Source organism: Planctomycetota bacterium, from assembly GCA_035384565.1.
In the GTDB taxonomy this organism is placed as follows: Bacteria; Planctomycetota; PUPC01; order DSUN01; family DSUN01; genus DAOOIT01.
In genome coordinates this window covers 62,030-81,490 of record DAOOIT010000008.1, presented here as the reverse complement: position 1 = coordinate 81,490, position 19,461 = coordinate 62,030, and the positions used below count along the sequence as shown (strand labels likewise).

The following is a 19,461-nucleotide window of genomic DNA, read 5'->3' as shown; positions in this document are numbered from 1 at the left end:
TCGCGGGCGGGGCCGCCCGGCGGTTCCAGCGGTGTCTCAGGCGGGCGGCTCGAGGTCCAGAGCGATATCGAGCGCTCGGGGCGAGTGCGTGAGGGCGCCGACCGAGATCCAGTCTACCCCCGTCGCGGCGATGGCCTCGACGCGGGCCTCGGTGACGCCGCCCGAGGCCTCGAGAATCGGCCGCGGCTCGCAGGTGCGGGCCAGGGCCACCGCCTGGCGCATCTGGTCGTCGGTCATGTTGTCGAGGAGGATGATGTCGGCACCCGCCTCGAGGGCCTGGCGCACCTGGTCGAGGGTGTCGGCCTCGACCTCGATGCGCAGGCCGCCCGATGCGGCTCGCGCCGCCTCGATGGCGCCGGCCACGGCGCGGCCGGGCCAGCGCTGTTCAGCCACGAGCAGGTGGTTGTCCTTGATGAGCACCTGGTCGTAGAGGCCCATCCGGTGGTTCATGCCGCCGCCGGCCCGGACGGCGTATTTCTCGAGGAAGCGCCACCCCGGCGTGGTCTTGCGCGTGTCGAGGATTTTCGCCCCGTGCGGCGCGGCCCGCTCGACGAATCGGCGGGTCATCGAGGCGATGCCGCACAGCCGCTGAAGGAGGTTCAGCGCCACCCGCTCGCCTGCCAGGATCGCGCGGGCCGGGCCGCTCACCGTGGCGATGGCATCGCCCGCCGCCAGGGCGTCGCCGTCGTCCTTCAGCAGCGTGGTCTGCACGGCCTTATCGAGGCGGCGGAAGAGGGGGGCAAGCAGCGGCCCGCCCGCCAGCACGCCCGGCTCGCGCGCCACGAACGCCCCGCGCGCAAACGCCTCGGGCGGGAGGACGGCGGCCGACGTGACATCGCCCGGGCCGATATCCTCGGCCAGCGCCGCCTCCAGAAACCCGCCGACCAGTTCGACTTCCAGCCGCAGTTTCGCCACGACTCTCCTCGGCTCCCGCACTCTCGTGGGCCGCAACGGATTGTAGTCTCGCCCTCCCCCAGAGTCAAGCAACGCGCCCGGCCTTGCCTCTCGCCCGGATTCGCCCGGAGCGGCGTGTCGCTGGAACGCGAAGCGGCCAAGGCGCTTGACATGGCAGCCGAGTCTGCTACCATCAGGAAAACCTCGGCCGGTGGCTTGCGGCCGGCGCATGCACGGTGGAGAGCGCGATGTGGGACGACAAGACCTGCTCGTATGAGGGCTGCTCAGAGCCGGCCTGGGGGCGCGACCCCAACCGCCTGTGCCTGTGCCACTCCCCCGCCAACGGCGAGGACGAGCACGACGCCCGCGCCTTCTGGCGGCGCGCCCGCCACGAGACCGCGCAAGCCGCCCCGAACTACTCCGGCTGGCACTTTCCGCCCGACCCCGACGGCAAGGGCTTCGAGGGCACGAGCTTCCGATTCCCCGTCGCGTTCAGCCACGCCACGTTCGCCGGCCAGGCCAAGTTCACCCAGGCCGTCTTCCACGGGCAAGCCGATTTCCAGCACGTGGTCTTCGGCGGGCCCGCGGCCTTCGACGGCTGCGAGTTCCACCAGGCGGCCACCTTCGAGCACAGCCGCTTCGTGGACGAGGCCAGCTTCGTCCGCGCCAGGTTCAGCGACCGCGTGCGCTTCCGCAGCGTGTTCGAGAAGAACGTCTCCTTTCGATGGGCCGCCCTGAACGGCGGGGCCGACCTGAGCGGCTCGGTGTTCCACGGCGCCGCGGACCTCGTGTACGCCACGGTGCCGCCGGGCGCCGACGCCATCTTCGACCTTCCGACGGGCCTCCGCCGGCCCTTCCGCGTGCCCTCGGGAGGCGAAACGGCCTATCGCCTGGCCAAGGAGGCCGCGATCGCGCGGGGCGACTATGGGGCCGCCGGCGACTACCACTACGCCGAGCAATGCGCCGCCGAGCACAAGCGCCGGCAGACGTACGGCTGGCGCCCCTGGCGCCTCGGCTTCTGGCGGAGCCTGCTCGACCTGATCTTCGCCCGGTGGATTTTCGGCTATGGCGAGCGGCCCGCGCGGGCGCTCGTCATGGGGGCGGCCGTGATCATCCTGTGGGCCTTCCTGGCCTACGGCGTGGCGGGAATCTCGCGGGACGCGCGGGGCGACCCCGGCTACCAGCCCACGCGCCTCGAGTGCCTGCACTTCAGCATCGTCACCTTCACGACCGTGGGCTACGGCGACTTCCAGCCGAAGAAGCACTTCATGCCCTGGGCCGATGCGGAGGCTCTGCTCGGCGCCGCCCTCATGTCCGTCTTCATCGTCGGCCTCACGCGCAAGTACATGCGCTGACCCGCCCGATCGGGGTGTCGCCGGAATTACATGGAATCATGGGATCATGCATGGGAACGATCCAGCTCGCTCGGCGCGGCCGGCGGTGGCCTCGCCAGGCGCGTCCGATGCGAGAGCCTTTCGGACTGCGGCGCAGAGCGCCGCTTCGGGCGTCGCAGGCGCAGACCCCGGACCTCATGCGATCCGGGTAACTCGCGCGGGTGCAGCCGAAAGCGGTGCTTCGCACACGCACTCCGACAGGCGGACGCATGGTTCCGTGCCCCCTGCCCTCAATTGACACACCTCAGACGGCCGGGCAGTCCGTAGTGCGTGCTCTAGGCCGTACCGGGTGCCCAGGAGACGGCCCGGAGACCGTACCGCAGTCACCCACTCCGCTCGGCTGAATGTTACGGTTCTCGGACACCCATCCATCCGTAAACAGAGGGCGAGCCGCGCAATCCGTTGCCCCTTGACTCCACGCTGCCCGGGTGCATAAGATGACTCTGCGGATGGCTCGTCAGGATCGCGCCCCGTGCCCGAGAGTGATGGGCAGTGTGTGTATTGCGTGTGCCCAGCCCGCCCGCCTGGAGTTGGGAAGGGGGTGGTGATTGATGTTGGAAGACCTGACTCCCACCTCCCTTTCCAGCAGGACCGAGGAGAGACCACTGCCAAGCGCGGAGGTGTACACGATTGGACACTCGAACCATTCGGCAGAGACGTTGCTCGAACTGCTCAGAAGGCATTCCATTACCGCCGTCGCAGACGTTCGTTCAGTCCCCATGAGCAGGTACAATCCTCAGTTCAATCGAGCCACCTTCATGGCATTCCTGAGGAGGAACAGGATAGCATACGTCTTTCTCGGCGCGGAACTCGGCGGAAGGCCGCATGACCCTGATTGCTATGAGGACGGAGTAGCCGACTTCGAGAGGATGTCCGCGCGCCCCGCTTTTGAGAGGGGAATCCAGAGGCTCCTGAGGGGGGCGGCGACCCATAGGATCGCGGTACTTTGTGCCGAGAAAGAACCCTTGGACTGTCACCGAACCATCCTGGTATGCCGGCACTTGCGCGCGCGCGGCATCAAGGTCAAACACATTCTGGCCGATGGGAGCATCGAGGACCACCAGGATACCGAGCAGCGTTTGCTCAAGCTCGCGGGGTTGGAGCCAGGCTTCTTCGATAGGGGAGCCCCAGCATCTGAGAGACTGGAGAAGGCGTATGCGCGGCGTGCGAGGCAGATTGCCTTCCGGCAGGGAAGGAAGGAGCAGGACCGTGACCACCCAGTGTGACGCCCAGACCGGCGGGATCACGGTGTTCACCATTGGGTTCACCAAGAAGAGCGCGCAACGCTTCTTCGAGACGCTACGGCAAGCTGGCGTAAAGCGAGTGGTGGACGTTCGGCTGAGCAACGAGTCGCAGTTGGCTGGGTTCACCAAGAAGACCGACCTGCCTTATTTCCTCAAAGCAATTGCGGGCATTGACTACATTCACCGGCCTGAGCTTGCCCCTACCAAGGAGATGCTCGACGGCTACAAGAGAAGACGGCTGACCTGGGCCGAATACGAGCAGCAGTTCCACGCCCTCTTGGAGCAACGGAGGCCCGAGCAGTCGTTGGCCCCGGCCGAGATGGACAGAGGCTGCTTACTGTGCGGCGAGCCAGAGGCCAACAAGTGCCACCGCAGGCTCGTTGCGGAGTACTTGCGGATGAAATGGGGAGATGTGGAGATCCGGCACTTGTGATAGGAGTGCGGTCAGTGAGACGCGATCTTATCATCCTTGCCAACTCTCGAAAAATGGGCAATCGGTGTATTGCGGGTATTGATGCGTCGAGCGGCGAATGGGTACGTCCCTGCTTTGGGGCAGGCGAGGAGGGCATCCCGTGGCCTGTCCGGCAGGTGGATGGCGTAGAGCCTAAGCTGCTTGATGTCATCAGTATCCCTCTGGCGGACGACGGACCTCACCGCGATATCCAACCTGAGAACTGCACACTGCTCGAAGGCGCGTGGCGGCGGGTTGGCGAGGCTAAGACCAAAGATGTTCGGAGGCATGTGCAGAAGACTGGGTTCGTCCTGCATGATGCGCACAGCCATATCCCAGTCAGCGCCCTGCGAAGGCTTCATGAGGCTGACAGGGCATCCCTATGCCTGGTTGAGGCGCATGTTGAGTTCACGACCGAAGGAACGCGCAGAGGCAAGAGAGTCAACGCGGCATTCACGTTTGGTTGTTACACCTACTGCCTCCCTGTCACGGACTTTGAGTTCGAGAGGCAGTTTCCAGCCTATAGCAGGGATGAGGCAGATTGCCTTCTAGCGGTGAGTCTCGGGACGCCATTCGGAAACTGCTGCTACAAGTTTGCCGCGGGGGTGATCCGACTGTGAACCATGCAGGAACATGATTCAGGCCAGGAGGTGGTGCGTCCCCTTAGTGTGCCCGACACCGCGTTCGTGGCTCCGGATCTGCTTCGGTCTGCCGGGCAGTATCCGAAACGCCCCTGCCGGGGCTTGACACCCCTTCCGGGGCGTGGTCTCTCTCCTGGAGGCGGCCGGGGAAGCGCCCGGCAGAAAGGAGGTCGTCGAGATGTGTTGGCGTACATGGCTGGCCGTAGGCTGCATAGCCCTGGCAGCGGGCTCTGCCCTGGCCGCGAGTGTCCCCAGCAAGGTGGCCCAGATTGACGGCGAGAAGGTGAAGGTGGACGCCAAGCCCCTTCCGCTGCGGCTGCCCGTCGAGGTAGACTGCGCAGTATACACGGCGGAGCGTGGCCCTGACAAGGTGCTCGTGGCCGCCGGGAACTTCCGCAGCAACCTGCCGCACGACTGGTACAACGTGACCGTCCGGGTCAAGGTCTACCATGCCTTCAAGGATGCGAACAACCCGAAGGGCACTATCGCGGACACGGCGGGCGATGCCGTCGTGGTGTTCGAGCGTCCGAAGCCTGGCGTGGTCGAGCGCTTCATCGCCTGGGTGAAGAAGGAGGACGGCTCCTACGTCACGCCGGCGACCGTGGGCTACTACGCTGTCACGACCAGCTTCGAGCGTGTGATGGCCCCCTGACACCTGGACGTGCGCCCAGCCGGACGCCCGCCGCCAACCGGGGCGAGGGCAGAGGCGCTTCTCGGGATGCCCTGGGTCCTCACCGTCTCCCTCCCGGGGCATCCCGCCCTCCTCACCCCCCTTCTCTCTCCCCTTTCGCTTCTCCCTTTGTATCTCCTATCTTCTATACCCCTCAACCCGCTCACCGTCCTTATCCCCCCAATGGAAGTGATGCCTCTTAGGATTCGGCAGGCATTGGGTACTCAGATTCCAGATTCGAGATCCCGAGAGCTCCCGATTCGGTGCCTGGCACACGGTGGATTCACTGTGGGCTGTAAGTCCTGTATTGTCAGCTAGTTAGGAGCTATGACGACATTTCGCGAAGGCCAGGGGCTTCGGCGGGGCCGCGCGGTGGGGGGGGCATGCGTCCATACTTGCTCATCCCTATGGGGGAGAAAGTGAGCAAGTATGGGTGGAAGGCGGAGAATTGGCGATTCGAGGCCTTCCGGCCATTCCGGCGCTGGCCGGAGGATGAGCAAGTATGGACGGACGGGCGAGAACGGGCGACTAGCGGGCAACCGGGAGGCGCGAGCGTGCGAGGAGGCGCGTCTGCGCAGAAACAGGGCACCGTGCGTCGGGCGACTCAGGGCAAGACCGAGAGTTCGATGTGAGAAGGGTGCGCCGGGCCGTGGTGGACCTTGTTCTCGGCGGTCTGGGGTGTGGTCCAGGCCGATGGGTGGTCGGCGACGTTAAGGTGGCGGTCGAAGCGGGGAAAGTTGCTGCTGCTGATGTGCAGGCCGATGCGGTTGCCCTTCTTGAAGACGTAGGCGGTGCTCCAAAGGTCAATCTCAACCTCGACGACCTCGCCCGGCTTCAGCAGCTTGGGCTTGTCGCGGCCCTCGCGGTAGCGGCAGCGGACGATGCCGTCCTGGAGGTTCCCCTGGTAGCCGTCGGGGCGGACGTCGAGGAGCATGGCGGTGAAGTCGGTGTCGGGCGCGGAGGAGGAGACGAAGAGGCGGGCGCGCAGCGTGCCGACGACGGCCAGATCGCGGTCGAGGGGGTCGGAGAGGAACTGAAGGACGTCGGGCCGCTCGGCGTTCTTGCGGTGGTCGTGCATGCCTTTGGGGATGGTGAGGTTGGTGCCGCCGAGGGTGGGGACGGGCTTGGCGGGGTCGTAGGTGAAGGCGGAGGGCGGCTCGTCCTGCTTCGGCGGCTCGGAGAGGAGTCTGCCCCTGGCGAGGTAGAGCTTCGTGGGCCTGGCGGCGGCGGGGGGCCAGGTGTCGGTGTCGAGCCAGCGGTCCTGGTTCATCACGTAGGCGCGGATGGGGGGCCACTGGTCCACGTCGTTGGCCGCGCCCTTGAGCCATCGGGCGAACCACTTCTCCTGGAGACCGGCGAGGGCGCGGCCGGCGGTGGGGAAGTTGGCGTCGCCGGCCGCGGAGCCGATGCCGTGGGGCCAGGGGCCGATGAGGATGTGGCTGTGCTTGCGGGCGAGGTCGCTGCCGCCGCGCGCGCGAAGGGCCAGAAGCAGGTTGAGGTTCTCCTGGGCGAAGATGTCGTAGAAGCCGGCGGTGATGTGGACGGGGACCTGGATGTCCTCGACGTGCTCGATGGGGCTGATCTCGCGCCAGGACCCCGGCTTTTCCCAGTTCTTCACGCCGTCGAGCCAGTAGTTCACGTAGCCGGGGCCGCCCACGGTGAGGGGGCCGGGCTCGGCGAGGGGCAGGTGCCAGCACCACTGCATGAAGTTGCGGTGGGGCTGCCACTTCTGAAGCTCCTCGGCGGGCGCCTCGTTGCGTTGGACGCGTTGGCTGGACCAGGCCTGGCCGATGAGCCAGCCCTGGACGAGTTCCTGGCGGAGCGCGCCGCCGTAGAAGACCACGCCGTTCTCGAAGTCGGATGGCGGCACGGCGGGCAGGATGCAGCGGAGGGCGGGGGGCTTGGTCATGGCCGCGGCGAGCTGGGTGAAGCCGACGTAGCTGCCGCCCATCATGCCCACGGTGCCGTCGCACCAGGGCTGCTTGGCGAGCCAGGCGAGGGTGTCGAAGGCGTCGGCGGGGTCGTCGAAGAACGGGCGGTGTTGGCCCTCGGAGTTGAAGCGGCCGCGGACGTCCTGGCAGGCGAACGCATAGCCGGCTGCCACGGCGAAGCCGGCGGGGCCGAGGTTCTTGCGGTAGGGCGTGCGCAGGAGGATGACGGGGAACCTCTGGCCCTGGGCCTTTGGGTAGGCGAGGTCGGTCGCCAGTTTGACCCCGTCGCGCATGGGCACCATGACGTCGGTCTCGACCACGGCGTTGCGCCGCAGGGCCTCCAGGGCGGGCTGGCCGCCCAGGCAGGCCGCCGAGGACGAGATGAGCGCCAGGAGGTGGAGGGGCAGGCGCCGAGCGATCACGATGGGGTCTCCTTGTTGAGAGTCCGCTGCTACGGGGGCGCGGGGCGAAGCCGGGTTGCCACTCACAGCGCCTTCTCGTAGATGCGGTAGCGCTTGTAGAGGCGGGGCTTGAACGCCGCCTCGAGGGTGCGCATCGAGGCCACATTGTCCTCGGCCACCCACGACAGTTCGCCCCAGTAGAAGCCATGCGCCTTGCTGTGGCGCAGGTACTGGAGGAAGAGCAGCGGGATGACGCCCAGGTTCCGGAAATCGGGGTGCACGGCGGCCCCGAAGATGCGCATGGAATCGAGCCTTCTGCGGCCGAAGAGCAGGTGGAACCAGCCGAAGGGCAGGAGGCGGCCGTTGGCCTTTTTCAGGAGCGGCCCGATGTCGGGCAGGCCCATCGTGCAGCCGGCCAGGCGGCCGGCCACCTCGGCGAGGATCACGCAGTCGGGCACGAGGATGGGCCGGATCTCGCGGGCCATGGCGCGCATCTCGGCGGGCGTCACGGGCACGAAGCCCCAGTTGCGCTCGCGGGCGAGGTTGAACAGCTCGCCCAGGGCCAGCACCTCGTCCTCGAAGCGCGTCATATCAATCGTGCGGATGGTCAGCTCGGGATTGCGGCGCCGCACGAGGGCCTCGATGCGCTCCATGCGTTCGCGGGCCTCTGTGCCGGGGGCGATCATGTCCTGGTCGAGGTAATAGGCCAGCAGGTCCTTGTGCTTGGTGTGGCCCGCGCGCTGGATGACGTCGGGGTAGTAAGGCGGATTGTAGGGCATCAGGAGCGACGGCGGGCGGTCGAAGCCCTCGATGAGCACGCCGCACTCGGCGTTGATCGAGGGGTTGAACGGGCCGCGCATTGAGGCGAGGCCGCGCGAGCGGAGGTCCTCGGCCGCCCGGTCCAGGAGGGCCTGGGCAACGGCGGGGTCCTCCTCGGCCTCGAAGAAGCCCCAGAAGCCGGCCCCGTCGTGGTAGCGCTCGTTGTGCAGGTGGTTCACCGTGGCAACGATGCGCCCCACGGGGCGCCCTCCGCGCCAGGCCAGATAGAGGCGGCTCTCGGCGTGCTCGTAGAAGGGGTTGCGTCGCGGGTCCAGCATGTGGTCCACGCTCGACAGGAGCGGGGGCACCCAGTTGGGGTCGCCGCAGTAGATCTCCCACGGCAGGCGCAGGAAGGCCCTGCGCTCGCGGCGGTTGGCGACGGGGCGGACCTCGATAGCATCGGACATGCGCGACCCCTTCCAGGCGCTCGGCGGCAGTCTATCCGGGGTGCGCTCCGATGTCAAATGGCCCCGGATTCCGCATGCGGCCTTGACAGGCCTCCGCGAATCCGTATGGTATGTTGCCGGTAGATAACGGAAGTTAGGCGACTATGACGGAAGACAACAGCAGTGGGGTGTTCACGCTGGCCGAGGCCGCGCGGTTCGTGCGGGTGAGCGAGAAGACGCTCCGCGAACTGGCCTCGTCGGGCAGGGTGCCGGCTCAGAAGGTCGGGCGTGCCTGGCGGTTTCTGCGGGCGGCCTTGGAGGGCTGGCTGGCGCAGCGGGAACCGGCCTCGGCGGGTCCCGCCCCCTCGGAGGCGTATTCCGTGAGGCCTGTCGAACCGCCGCCGCTTGTGGCCGAGGGCGGCGCCGGGAGGACAGGCTTCGGCGACACGGCGTTCACGAAGAACCGCTCGCAGCCGCTGCACCGCTGGGTGCCTTGGATCGCCGGCTTCTCGGCGTCGTTCGTGGGCGGCGTGCTCGAGGCCGCGAGCGAGCGCGACCCGGCCGAGGTGACGGTGCTCGACCCCTTCGCGGGCGTGGGCACCACGCTGGTGGAGGCGATGGACCGCGGCTACGACAGCATCGGCTTCGAGATCAACCCCTATGCGGCTCTAGCCTGCCGGGCCAAGGTCTCGTGCCTCGGCTACGACTTGGGCGTGCTGCGGGGTGCCATCGGCGCCTTCCGCGAGCACATGGCCGGGCGCGCGCGCCGCGCGCCGCGCAGCCGCCCGCCGGCAGAGTTCCGCAGCCGCGCGCCGTTCTTCAGCCCCGCCGTCGAACGCAAGGTGTTGCACGCGCTGGACTTCATCGCCGAGCGCCCGGAGGCCTGGGTGGCCGACGTGTTCCGCGTGGCGCTGGGTGCGGTGATGGTGAGCTTCTCCAATTACTCGTACGAGCCGAGCCTGGGCCGCCGGGCGTCGGCAGGCAAGGAGGACATCCTGGACGCCGACGTGGCCGGGGCGGTGGCGGCGAAGCTCGACGAGATGGCCACCGACGTCGCCCAGGTGCAGCTCCACGCCCGCACGCTCGGGCGGCGGCCCGAGGCGCGGGTCCATTGCGAATCATTCCTCGCGGGCTACCGCCGGGTGCCGCCCGACAGCGTGGCCTTCCTGATCACTTCGCCGCCGTACCTCAACAACTACCACTACGTGCGGAACACCCGCCCGCACCTGTTCTGGCTCGGGCTGGTCGAGCGGCGCGCGCGGCTCGCCGAGATGGAGCAGTTGAGTTTCGGCAAGTTCTGGCAGACCGTGCGCGGCGCGGCCCCCATCGCGCTGGAGGCTTGCTGCGACGAGTTGGCCGAGCAGCTCGACGAGTTGCGCCGGCTGCACCCCGAGAAGGGCATCTACGGCGGGAGCGGCTGGGCCAACTATGCCGCGGCTTACTTCAACGATTGCCTGGCTTTCTGCCGCGCCGCGCGCCACGTGATGCGGCCCGGGGGCACCGCCGTGGTCGTCATCGGCAACAACATCCTCCAGGGCATCGAGTTCAGGACCGACCGCTACTTCGCGCAGATCGCGGAGGGCTGCGGGTTCGAGACGGTGGAGTTTCACCCCGTGCGCCGTAAGCGCACCGGCTCCAGCATCATCCGCTCGTCGGTGCGTGTGGGCAACGCGCGCGGGCCGGTGGAGCTGTACGAGACGGCGCTGGAGCTGCGGGCCGTTCCCGCGAAGCGGCGGCGATAGCAGCTTCAGGAGCGATCTCAGAACAGCCAGGCTTGCGCGGCGCCGCCGACGGGGGGCCTCCCGGGGGCGGCATGCAGGCAGGCGGCGACCTCCCGGAGCACGTCGGCGGCCGACTCGGCGGCCTCGAGGCCCGCGGCCCACGGGCGGCCGGGGTGCAGGATGTCCCACCGCGGGCGCCGCATGCGGCTCCGGCCCGAGCCGGGCGGGTGGTTCCCGAAACCGTCTACCACCGTGTTCCACAGCGGCCTGTAGTGGGTCACGAGGAACCGCTCGGCGAGCGTGACCCACACGGGCACCACGACGAGGTAGCGGCACAGGAAGTCGGCCAGCCGCAGGTTCTCGGCCTGGGCGAGCGACTTGGCGTGGTCGCAGAGGCGGCGATGGAGGGGGGCCTCGTGGGCGCCGGGCGGCGCGAGGCCCTTGCGGCCGCCGGGCGGGGCGGCTTTGCCCACGTAGATGGGCCGGTGACACTCGCGCGCCGCCAGGGGCTGATAGGCGGGGAAGTCGCCGGTGTAGTAGACGGCGTAGACGCCCGGCCCCGGGAACTCCTTGTGGGGAGGCAGCGGTTCGGGCGCGCGCTCCATCAGCGCCGCGACCACACTCTTAGCGAGGTTCTCGTAGCTCAGAGGGTCAAACAGGCCGTCCACGGGCCGGTCCTCGCGAGGCTGCGGCTACTCGGCCGCCGCGGCGACGGGCGGCTTGCCCATGGCCTGGACCTCGGCCCGCGCGGCCTCGAGGGAGTTCACCAGGTAGTCCACGTCCTCGTGCGTGTGGAGCGCGGTGGGGATGGCGCGGATGATTCCGTTGCCGCGGCGCACGGCAGGGTAGACCACGGCCGAGACCCACACGCCGTGCTTGCGGCGCAGGATGTCGGCGCAGTGCACCGCGCAGTGGTCGCCCAGGCGGATGGGGGTGATGGGGGTCTGCGTGTCGCCCACCTCGAAGCCGCGCTCGCGCAGCAGGCCCTGGAGGTAACGGGCATTGTCCCAGACCCTCTTGCGGCGGTCGTTGGCCTTGCGGACGAGTTCGAGAGACTTCATCGTGGCGGCGACGACGCAGGCGGGCGCGGCCTTGGTGAAGAGGATGGTGGGGGCGAGGCATCGGACGTAGAAGACCACCTCCTTGGGGCCGGCGATGAAGCCGCCGTAGGTGCCGAAGGCCTTCGAGAAGGTGCCGGCGTGCAGGTCAATGCGCTCCTCCACGCCCAGCATCTCGGCCGCGCCGCGCCCGTGGTCGCCGCACACGCCGTGGCCGTGGGCGTCGTCCATGAACAGCCGAGCCCCGTAGCGCTCCTTGAGGTCGCAGATCTCGCGCAGCGGGGCGATGTCGCCGTTCATGCTGTACACGCCGTCCACCACGATCAGCTTCGGGCGGGCGGGGTCGGAGCGCTTGAGCACGCGCTCGAGGTTCTCGGGGTCGTTGTGGCGGAAGAACTTGATGCTGGCGCCCGAGATCTTGCCGCCGCACACGAGGCTGGCGTGGGCGAGCTGGTCCATGATGAGCAGGTCGCCCTGCCGCGCGAGGCAGGCGATGGCGCCGATCATGGCGCCGGCGCCCATGGTGAAGCTGAGGGCGGCCTCGGTGCGCTTGAAGTCGGCGATCCGGCGCTCGAACTCCAGGTGGAGCTCGATGGTGCCGGTGAGCGGCCGGGCGCCCATGGGGGCGCTGATGCCGTAGCGGGCCGCATACTCGGCGGCCACGGCGCGCACCTCGGGGTGCACGCTCATGCCCAGGTAGTCGTTGGTGCTGAACTGGAGCATGCGCCGGCCGTTGGCCTCGATCCACGGCCCGGCATTCTCCGTGGGCGAGACGCCGAAGATGACCCGCTCGACGATCGGCAGGTCCTCCTGGGCCGCGATACGCTGCTCCTCGCGGAAGCGCATGCACCGGTCAAAAATGTCGGCCACCGCTGCTGAGCCCTCCTATCCAGGGGCCTCAGGTCCACCTCCAGGAAGCCCTATGATACACATCGGGGCCGCCGGACGCAAAGCGAGTTGCAAAAAACACCGGGGGTGCTATCATCGCAGCCGAATCCGCCGCCGCGTAGTGAGGCCGCACCCGATGGGCGCGATCAACTGGTTCATTCGCCGGGCCATGCAGCGTCGGCTGCGCCAGGCCGCGCAGGCCCTGGCCAACCCTGCCGTTGCCCAGGAGCAGCTGCTGCTGCGCCTGGTGCGACGGGCGGCCGACACCGAGTGGGGCCGCGCGCACGGCTACGCGGCCATCCGCTCCGTGGCCGACTTCCAGCGCGCCGTGCCCGTGTGCGGCTACGAGGAGATGGCGCCCCTGTGGCACACGGCGTTCGACGGCGCCCGCGACGTGTGCTGGCCCGGCCACATCCGCTTCTTCGCGCTCTCGTCGGGCACCACGGCCGAGACGTGCAAGGCCCTGCCCGTCTCGCGCGAGGCGATCCGCGCCAACTTCCGTTCGGGCCTCACGCTGATGGGGCTGGTCGCCCGCCAGGCGCCCCAGGCCGACGTCTTGCGCGGCAAGACGCTCTACTTCGGCGGCTCGCCCAAGCTCGAGCCGCGCGGCCAGTGCCTCCAGGGCGACGCCAGCGGCATCACGGCCCTGCACATTCCGCGCCTCGCGCGCCGCTACCGCCTGCCGGAGCCCGACATCGCGAGCATCCCCGACTGGGAGCAGAAGGTCGAGGCCGTGGCCCAGCGCTACCTGCGCAGCCCGATCACCACGCTCGTGGGGCTGCCGTCGTGGACCCTCTTCCTCTTCCGCCGCCTGATTGACCTCGGGCGCGAGGAGCTCGGGCCCCACGTGCGCACGGTGGCCGACGTGTGGCCGGGCCTGCGCGTCTTCATCCACTTCGGCATGGCCTTCGAACCCTACCGCGCGCAGTTCCGCGAGTTGGTCGGCAGGTCCATCGCCTACGTGGACACCTATTCGTCTTCCGAGGCCGGCATGACCGCCATCCAGTGCGACCAGGCCGACCCGGCGATGCTCATGGAGGTGGACGTCGGGGCCTTCTACGAGTTCGTGCCCGTGGCCGAGCTCGGCCGCCCGCAGCCCACGCGGCTCACGCTGGACCAGGTGGAGACCGGCCAGGACTACGCGGTGCTGCTCAGCACGTGCTCGGGCATCTGGGCCTACGACGTGGGCGACCTCGTGCGGTTCACGGCGCTCGGCCCGCCGAAGCTCGTCGTCTCGGGCCGCACCCGGCTCACCCTCAACGCCCTGGGCGAGCACGTCATCGGCGGCGAACTCGAGGCCGCGGTGGCCGCCGCCTGCCTCGCCACGGGCGCCACGGTGCGCGAGTACACCGTCTCCACGATCCTGCCCACCGCCGCCGACCCCAGCGGCGCGCATCACTGGCTGGTCGAGTTCGACGGCGCCCCGCCGACCCCCGACGAGTGGATCGCTCGGGTGGACGCCAGCCTGATCGAGAAGAACCTCGACTACAAAATCCATCGCGACCGCGGCTACGCCATGCGGCCGCCCGTCCTCACCCTCCTGGCGCCCGGCACCTTCTACGAGTGGGCGCGGCGCCACGGCCAGCTCGGCGGGCAGCACAAGATTCCCCGCGTGGCTCGCACGCAGGAAATGGTGGACGAACTGCTGGCCATCTCGAACGCTGCGCAGCCGCGGTAGGCGCCTCTGCTCCCTGTCTTCTCACGCATCACGTCCCACGCGACCCCATCCATCCATGCTCCGCGTACCACCGTGCCGTCTCCCTCATCCCCTCCGCCAGCCCTCTCTTCGGCGCATAGCCCAGCTCGCGCTCGGCCTTGGCCCAGGAGCAGGTCCACCGTGGCTGAAGGGCGTCGCGAATCTTCCGACGGCTCACGATCTGCGGCTTGCCCGTCAGCGTCCATTTCAGCTCGCCGATCTCGCCGGCGAGGCGCGCGATGAGGCCCGGCATCCGCAGGATGCGCAGCCGCTGCCCCAGCGCCGCGCTCAGCGCCGCGGCAATCTCGCGCCACGTGTGCGTGCCGCTGCCCACGTAATAGGTCTGGCCGACCGCTGCCTCGCGCGTGCCTGCCAGCCAGATGCCCTCGGCCAGGTCGGCCGCGTGCACCAGGGTCAACTGCTTGGCCGGGCTGCCGATCACAGGCACCAGCCGCCAGCGCTGTGCCGTGCGGAACAGCGTCACGAAGTTCGGGTCGCGGGGCCCGTAGACCGCGGGCGGCCGCACGATGGCCACCGGGATTCGCTCGCGCATCGCTAGCACGGCCCGCTCGGCCGCCAGCTTGCACGCGCCGTAGCCGGGCAGGGGATGCGGCTCGGCCGACTCGTCGAGCGGCGCCTCGGCCGGCGTGGGCCCCGCCGCGGCCAGGCTGCTCACGTAGACGAAACGCCTCAGGCGCGGGTTCGCCCGTGCCGCCGCCTCGACGAGCCGCCGCGTCGGCTCCGCGTTCGCCGCCAGGTACGCCGCCGCCGTGCGCTCGCGCGTCACGCCGGCCACGTGGAACACGCAGTCCACCTCGCCCAGCGGCAGCGCCTCGGGCCTCTCGAGCGAGCCGACCACCTTCCGGACGGGCAGCCCTTCGAGCCACTCGAGGCGGCTCGTGCCCCGCACGAGGCACAGGGTCTCCACACCTTCGGCGCACAGCCGCTCGGCCAGATGGCTCCCCACGAAGCCCGTGGCGCCCGTGACCAGTGCCTTCATCGGCCGGCTCCCCTTCGCCTCCCGCCGTCCGCCAGTCAACCATGCTGTGTGCGCCGAGTCAAGGGCGACACGCCCGCCGGTTGCATTCCCCGCCCTTGTGTGGCAGAATGCGTACTGAGGGGTGAGAGTACCACGGAAGAAGGAGCACCGCATGCGGCGAGCGAGGCTGGGGGCCCTGATGGCGGCGCTGGGGGTGGCCGGCGTGGCGGCGTTCGCCGCCGCGGCCGCCGAGCCCGAATGGCCCGGCTGGCGCGGGCCGAACCGCGACGGCAAGTCGCCCGACAAGGGCCTCCTCAAGGAATGGCCCTCCGACGGGCCGAAGCTGCTCTGGAAGGCCGACGACATTGGCAAGGGCTACTCCAGCGTCGCCGTGGCCGGCGGCCTGGTGTACATCACGGGCGACGCCCAGGGCGCCCTGCGCCTCTTCGCCTTCGACCTCGACGGCAAGGAGAAATGGCACGTGGATGTCGAGCCCGCCTGGCGCGGCGACCACCCCGGCGCCCGCGCCACGCCCACGATTGACGGCGGCAAGCTCTACCTCGAAACCGCCGCCGGCCTCGTGGCCTGTCTCGACGCCAAGACGGGCAAGAGAATCTGGAGCAAACACCTGGTGCGCGACTTCGGCGGCGACGTGCCCGGCTGGGGCTATGCCGAGTCGGTGCTCATCTACCGCACGCTCGCCATCGTGAAGCCCGGGGGCAAGAACTGCCTGGTCGCGCTCGACAAGGAGACCGGCGCCGTCAAGTGGATGAGCAAGGGCTTCGACGCCGGCGCCGAGTACGGCTCGTGCCTCGGCGTGCCCTACGAGGGCGGCCATCTCGTCTTCGCCGGCACCCGTGGCGGGCTGCTCTGCGTGAATGCCCGCACCGGCGCCGTTCTCTTCTCCAACCCCTGGAGCAAGGACAACACGGCCAACTGCCCGACGCCGGCGTTCGAGGACGGCTACGTCTTCTGGTCCAACGGCTATGGCAAAGGCGGCATCTGCCTGAAGGTCACGGCCAGCGACAAGGGCGTGTCGGCCCGCCAGGCCTGGACCACCCGCGAGATGGTCTGCCACCACGGCGGCTACGTGATCGAGAAGGGCTACATCTACGGCAACCACGAGGGCGGCTGGGCCTGCCTCGACCTCAAGACCGGCAAGCGGATGTGGTCCGAGCAGGGCGTGGGCAAGGGCAGCCTGTGCTGGGCCGACGGCATGCTCTACCTCTTCGGCGAGAACGGCGGCCAGGCGGCCCTCGCCACCTGCTCGCCGCAAGGCATGGAGGTCAAAGGCCGCGTGCGCGTGCAGGGCAGCGGCCCGAGCTGGGCGCATCCCGTTGTCGTCGGCGGACGGCTCTACCTGCGTTACGACACCAACCTCTACTGCTTCGACGTAAAGGCCAACTGATGGTGATCGAGCATCTCGGCCTCAACGTGCCCGAGCCGGCGGCGATGGCCGACTGGTATGTCGCCCACCTCGGCCTGCGTGTCGTGTTGGCCAAGGACCAGCCCGTGCCCGTCCGCTTCCTCGCCGATTCGGCGGGCCGCGTCATGCTCGAGGTCTACCGCAACCCTGCGGTTCCCGTGCCCGACTACTGGGCGATTGACCCGCTCGTGCTGCACCTGGCCTTCACGAGCGGCGACGTGCCCGGCGACTATCGCCGGTTCCTGGCCGCCGGGGCCACGGCTGCCACCGCGCCCAACGTGTTGCCCACGGGCGACGAGATCGCCATCGTGCGCGACCCCTGGGGCTTCGCCGTGCAGCTCGTCCGGCGCGCCAGGCCGATGCTGTGAGGGCAGCGCCTGGCACAGGTCCGACCGGTCTGACCAGTCCGACAAGTCCGACGGGACAGGTGTCCCCAGTGCGCAGAGCCCTGCCCATCCTCCTCGTCTTCGCCGCCGCAGCTCTCCTGCTGCTCGTGCACTTGGGCGCCGAACCCCTCGATGAGGCCGAGGCGCGCTCCGCCATCGTCGCCCGCCACATTCTGCGCACCGGCCAATGGCTCTGGCCGATGCCCGGCAAGCCGTTCGCCTGCGAGAAGTCGGCCCTCGTCTACTGGCAATCCGTGCCCTTCGCGGCGGGCGAGTTCCTCTTGAGCAGGCATAAGCCATTCGTGAGCGAACTCGCCGCGCGGCTGCCCTCGACGCTGTGGGCATTGGCGCTGCTGTTCCTCACATGGGACCTGGCACGCCGCTGGCACGATGGCCTGACGGCGTTGCTGTCCGCCGGCGCGCTGGCCACGAGCTACGGCTTCCTCTGCTTCGGCCGCCACGGCACCGCCGAAATGGCCCAGGCCGCCACGATCCTGTGGTGCCTGTGGTACTTCGTGAGACACCGGGCCGACGGCAATCGCCGCTGGCTCCCCGCCCTGGGCCTCTTGCTGGGCATCGCGGCCAGCTTGGGCGCGCGCGAGGCATACGGCGTGGTGGTCGCTAGTGTTCTCGTTCTGTCTGCGATGGCGATGGAGTGGGCCTGGCTTCGGCCGGGCAAGACGGTGGCCATTGCGTTCCTCGTCTCCGTTGTTGTGTTTCTCGCATTGCCGCTCGCCGCCAGCGCCACCACGGGTTCGGTCGAGCCATTGCGCGCGCTCTGGCGCGAGCACGTGCTGCGTCACCTTCAGCCGCCCGGCCAGGCGTTCGGCTGGCACAAGGACCTCGCGCGCCTTGCGACCCTCTGCCTCCCGTGGCTCGTGCTGGTGCCGAGCGCGGGGCTGCACGGCCTTTGGCGCGGGCGGCGGCGCGAGGCAGGCTCCAACCCGGCGCTCCTACTCGGCGGGGCCGCGCTGGCTTGGCTGGCGCTCTCCAGTTCCAGGGAGCCGCGGCACCTCCTCACCGTGGTTCCATTCGTCGCCGTCGCCGCCGGGCGCCTCCTCGCGCAGTTCTCCCGCCAGGAACTGGGCGCGCTGGCCAAGAGGGCGACCCAGGCGGTGCTTGTCCTGGGCGGCGTGCTCGTTGTGTCCATCCTCGTCTACTCCGCGGTTCCGGCCAGCGGGTCGGAAGGGCACTGGTGGGTCTTCGTCCCCGGGGTGCTCGCGGGCTTGGCTCTGCTCGCGTGCGCCTTCTCGAGGATTGGGCATGCGGCGCCGGCAGCCGTGGCCGTTCTCTGGCTCGTTCATTCCACGGACTCCCATCTTCACTGGGCGCGGGGGAGTGATCTCAGAGACCGGATCGCCGGAGTGAGGCGTCTCGGCAAGCCTGTCGCCTTCGTCGGCCATGTCCCGGCTCCACTGGCGTTCTATCTGGACTGGACCTACAGCCTGCTTGACGATCCGGCGGATATCCAGCGGTGGGTGACGGAGCGGGAGGGCGGCATCCTCATCGCGTCGCGCAAGCCTGATGGCCCCCTTTGGCAGACCGTGGCCGAGGGGATAGGGTGGCAAGCGTTCACCTGGGACTCGCATACGGGCGCACTCTCCCTCACCCGCGACCCCGCCTGGCTCGCGAAGCACCCGCTGCGCGGCCTCAAGAGCGAGACGCTCACCTACACCTTCAGCGCCGAGGCCGCGCTCCGCTTCAACCTCGGCACGGTGACGATGAAGCTGTTCCACGAGGACACGAGGGACGGGCGCCAGATCGTGATCGCGGCCGAATCGAAGGGCGGCGTGCCCGGCTACACGGTGGAATCCGCCATCGTCTCGCGCCTGCGCGAAAACGACCTCGCCCAGCTTGAAGCCCACGACGTCCGCACTAAGCCATCCTACAAGCACCGCCGCTTCGTCTGGACGCCCGAGGGCGTGGACTATCATCGCCACGACCACTGCAAAGGGAGGGGCTGCCGCGACCCCCAACACCTGGTCACGCGCGCCGACGGCACGAGGATTCACTGCTCCGACAAGCGCTGCGATAAGATGGAGCACCGCATCTGGAATCTCAAGGAGGCCTTCCGCCAGCCCGGCGCGCGCGACGCCTGGCACGTCATCGCCGCCTGCTACATCGCCCGAGGCTTCGACCTCACGCCCGGCGCCCCGCCGCAACGCATCCGCGTCCTCAACAACGAATCCATGTGGGACGTGGCGATCCGCGGTATAGAAGAGAGGGCCATCGAAGTGCCCGCAGGCCAGTTCCAGTGCGTGAAGGTCGGCTTCGACGCCACACCTATCAGCGCCGAGGCTAAGGAGGCCGCCGAAGAGGCCGAAGGCCCCTTCGGCCTCACCGGCCACGCCGACCTCTATGTGGACAAGGCGACAGGCGTACTCGTGCTCCTCGACGGCCAGGTGCAGATGGGCGCGACCTTCAAGGTGCAGGTGACCCTCACCAGCCGTCAGGCTGAGACGCGGTAGCCGACGGC

At 69.0% G+C, this 19,461-nt stretch carries 16 protein-coding genes; 10 read left to right on the top strand and 6 right to left on the bottom strand.

Annotated elements, in window-relative coordinates; genetic code table 11:
* Window positions 1-36: 36 nt before the first annotated feature.
* Entirely contained in the window at window positions 37-915 is an 879-nt protein-coding gene (gene nadC, locus PLE19_04800) for a carboxylating nicotinate-nucleotide diphosphorylase (protein ID HPD14242.1), read from the bottom strand.
* A gap of 227 nt (window positions 916-1,142) precedes the next feature.
* On the opposite strand from nadC, the gene PLE19_04795 reads away from it, so the two are divergent.
* The 5 genes from PLE19_04795 (at window position 1,143) to PLE19_04775 (ending at window position 5,276) form a co-directional block, all read left to right on the top strand.
* The gene (locus PLE19_04795) at window positions 1,143-2,249 is read left to right on the top strand and encodes a pentapeptide repeat-containing protein (GenBank protein ID HPD14241.1); all 1,107 of its coding nucleotides are present in this window, start codon (window positions 1,143-1,145) and stop codon (window positions 2,247-2,249) included.
* Between the two features lie 590 nt (window positions 2,250-2,839).
* Complete coding sequence (locus PLE19_04790; protein HPD14240.1) at window positions 2,840-3,514, top strand: DUF488 domain-containing protein; 675 nt, start codon at window positions 2,840-2,842, stop codon at window positions 3,512-3,514.
* Window positions 3,498-3,965, top strand: coding sequence for a DUF488 domain-containing protein (locus PLE19_04785; GenBank protein HPD14239.1), 468 nt, complete (start codon window positions 3,498-3,500; stop codon window positions 3,963-3,965). Before PLE19_04790 ends, PLE19_04785 begins: the two co-directional genes overlap by 17 nt.
* Before the next feature lie 14 nt (window positions 3,966-3,979).
* On the top strand, window positions 3,980-4,603 hold the full coding sequence (locus tag PLE19_04780) for a hypothetical protein (GenBank protein ID HPD14238.1): 624 nt from the start codon (window positions 3,980-3,982) through the stop codon (window positions 4,601-4,603).
* A 199-nt stretch (window positions 4,604-4,802) separates the two neighbouring features.
* Entirely contained in the window at window positions 4,803-5,276 is a 474-nt protein-coding gene (locus PLE19_04775; GenBank protein ID HPD14237.1) for a hypothetical protein, read from the top strand.
* 622 nt (window positions 5,277-5,898) lie between these two features.
* Here PLE19_04775 and PLE19_04770 read toward each other — a convergent pair.
* Together PLE19_04770 and PLE19_04765 are read right to left on the bottom strand one after the other, a co-directional pair.
* Window positions 5,899-7,647, bottom strand: a complete 1,749-nt coding sequence (locus tag PLE19_04770; protein ID HPD14236.1) for a CocE/NonD family hydrolase — start codon at window positions 7,645-7,647, stop codon at window positions 5,899-5,901.
* A gap of 62 nt (window positions 7,648-7,709) precedes the next feature.
* The gene (locus PLE19_04765) at window positions 7,710-8,852 is read right to left on the bottom strand and encodes an N-acetyltransferase (protein ID HPD14235.1); all 1,143 of its coding nucleotides are present in this window, start codon (window positions 8,850-8,852) and stop codon (window positions 7,710-7,712) included.
* Between the two features lie 143 nt (window positions 8,853-8,995).
* On the opposite strand from PLE19_04765, the gene PLE19_04760 reads away from it, so the two are divergent.
* Entirely contained in the window at window positions 8,996-10,573 is a 1,578-nt protein-coding gene (locus PLE19_04760) for a helix-turn-helix domain-containing protein (GenBank protein HPD14234.1), read from the top strand.
* 17 nt (window positions 10,574-10,590) lie between these two features.
* Here PLE19_04760 and PLE19_04755 read toward each other — a convergent pair whose 3' ends face one another.
* Both PLE19_04755 and PLE19_04750 read right to left on the bottom strand, forming a co-directional pair.
* On the bottom strand, window positions 10,591-11,220 hold the full coding sequence (locus tag PLE19_04755) for an Eco29kI family restriction endonuclease (GenBank protein HPD14233.1): 630 nt from the start codon (window positions 11,218-11,220) through the stop codon (window positions 10,591-10,593).
* Window positions 11,221-11,244: 24 nt separating this feature from the next.
* Entirely contained in the window at window positions 11,245-12,480 is a 1,236-nt protein-coding gene (locus PLE19_04750; GenBank protein ID HPD14232.1) for an aminotransferase class I/II-fold pyridoxal phosphate-dependent enzyme, read from the bottom strand.
* Window positions 12,481-12,634: 154 nt separating this feature from the next.
* Between PLE19_04750 and PLE19_04745 the strand changes: the two genes are divergently transcribed.
* A complete protein-coding gene (locus PLE19_04745; GenBank protein ID HPD14231.1) occupies window positions 12,635-14,176 on the top strand; it encodes a GH3 auxin-responsive promoter family protein in 1,542 nt (513 codons plus the stop codon).
* Window positions 14,177-14,204: 28 nt separating this feature from the next.
* Here PLE19_04745 and PLE19_04740 read toward each other — a convergent pair whose 3' ends face one another.
* Window positions 14,205-15,194 carry an NAD-dependent epimerase/dehydratase family protein gene (locus tag PLE19_04740; protein HPD14230.1) on the bottom strand — a complete coding sequence of 330 codons (990 nt, stop codon included), beginning with the start codon at window positions 15,192-15,194 and terminating at the stop codon, window positions 14,205-14,207.
* A 151-nt stretch (window positions 15,195-15,345) separates the two neighbouring features.
* Between PLE19_04740 and PLE19_04735 the strand changes: the two genes are divergently transcribed.
* From PLE19_04735 to PLE19_04725, 3 genes are all read left to right on the top strand, one after another.
* Window positions 15,346-16,581 carry a PQQ-binding-like beta-propeller repeat protein gene (locus PLE19_04735; GenBank protein ID HPD14229.1) on the top strand — a complete coding sequence of 412 codons (1,236 nt, stop codon included), beginning with the start codon at window positions 15,346-15,348 and terminating at the stop codon, window positions 16,579-16,581.
* Window positions 16,581-16,967: a VOC family protein gene (locus PLE19_04730; protein HPD14228.1), complete on the top strand. Its 387-nt coding sequence runs from the start codon at window positions 16,581-16,583 to the stop codon at window positions 16,965-16,967. Before PLE19_04735 ends, PLE19_04730 begins: the two co-directional genes overlap by 1 nt.
* A gap of 68 nt (window positions 16,968-17,035) precedes the next feature.
* Entirely contained in the window at window positions 17,036-19,453 is a 2,418-nt protein-coding gene (locus tag PLE19_04725; protein ID HPD14227.1) for a glycosyltransferase family 39 protein, read from the top strand.
* The last annotated feature ends 8 nt before the right edge of the window (window positions 19,454-19,461 follow it).

What these genes read in the sequence shown, in the direction of transcription:
- PLE19_04745 (HPD14231.1), top strand. Translation starts at nt 12,635, where the DNA reads ATGGGCGCGATCAACTGGTTCATTCGCCGGGCCATGCAGCGTCGGCTG.
- PLE19_04790 (HPD14240.1), top strand. Translation starts at nt 2,840, where the DNA reads ATGTTGGAAGACCTGACTCCCACCTCCCTTTCCAGCAGGACCGAGGAG.
- PLE19_04740 (HPD14230.1), bottom strand. Translation starts at nt 15,194, where the DNA reads ATGAAGGCACTGGTCACGGGCGCCACGGGCTTCGTGGGGAGCCATCTG.
- PLE19_04730 (HPD14228.1), top strand. Translation starts at nt 16,581, where the DNA reads ATGGTGATCGAGCATCTCGGCCTCAACGTGCCCGAGCCGGCGGCGATG.
- PLE19_04735 (HPD14229.1), top strand. Translation starts at nt 15,346, where the DNA reads ATGCGGCGAGCGAGGCTGGGGGCCCTGATGGCGGCGCTGGGGGTGGCC.
- PLE19_04795 (HPD14241.1), top strand. Translation starts at nt 1,143, where the DNA reads ATGTGGGACGACAAGACCTGCTCGTATGAGGGCTGCTCAGAGCCGGCC.
- PLE19_04760 (HPD14234.1), top strand. Translation starts at nt 8,996, where the DNA reads ATGACGGAAGACAACAGCAGTGGGGTGTTCACGCTGGCCGAGGCCGCG.
- PLE19_04775 (HPD14237.1), top strand. Translation starts at nt 4,803, where the DNA reads ATGTGTTGGCGTACATGGCTGGCCGTAGGCTGCATAGCCCTGGCAGCG.
- PLE19_04765 (HPD14235.1), bottom strand. Translation starts at nt 8,852, where the DNA reads ATGTCCGATGCTATCGAGGTCCGCCCCGTCGCCAACCGCCGCGAGCGC.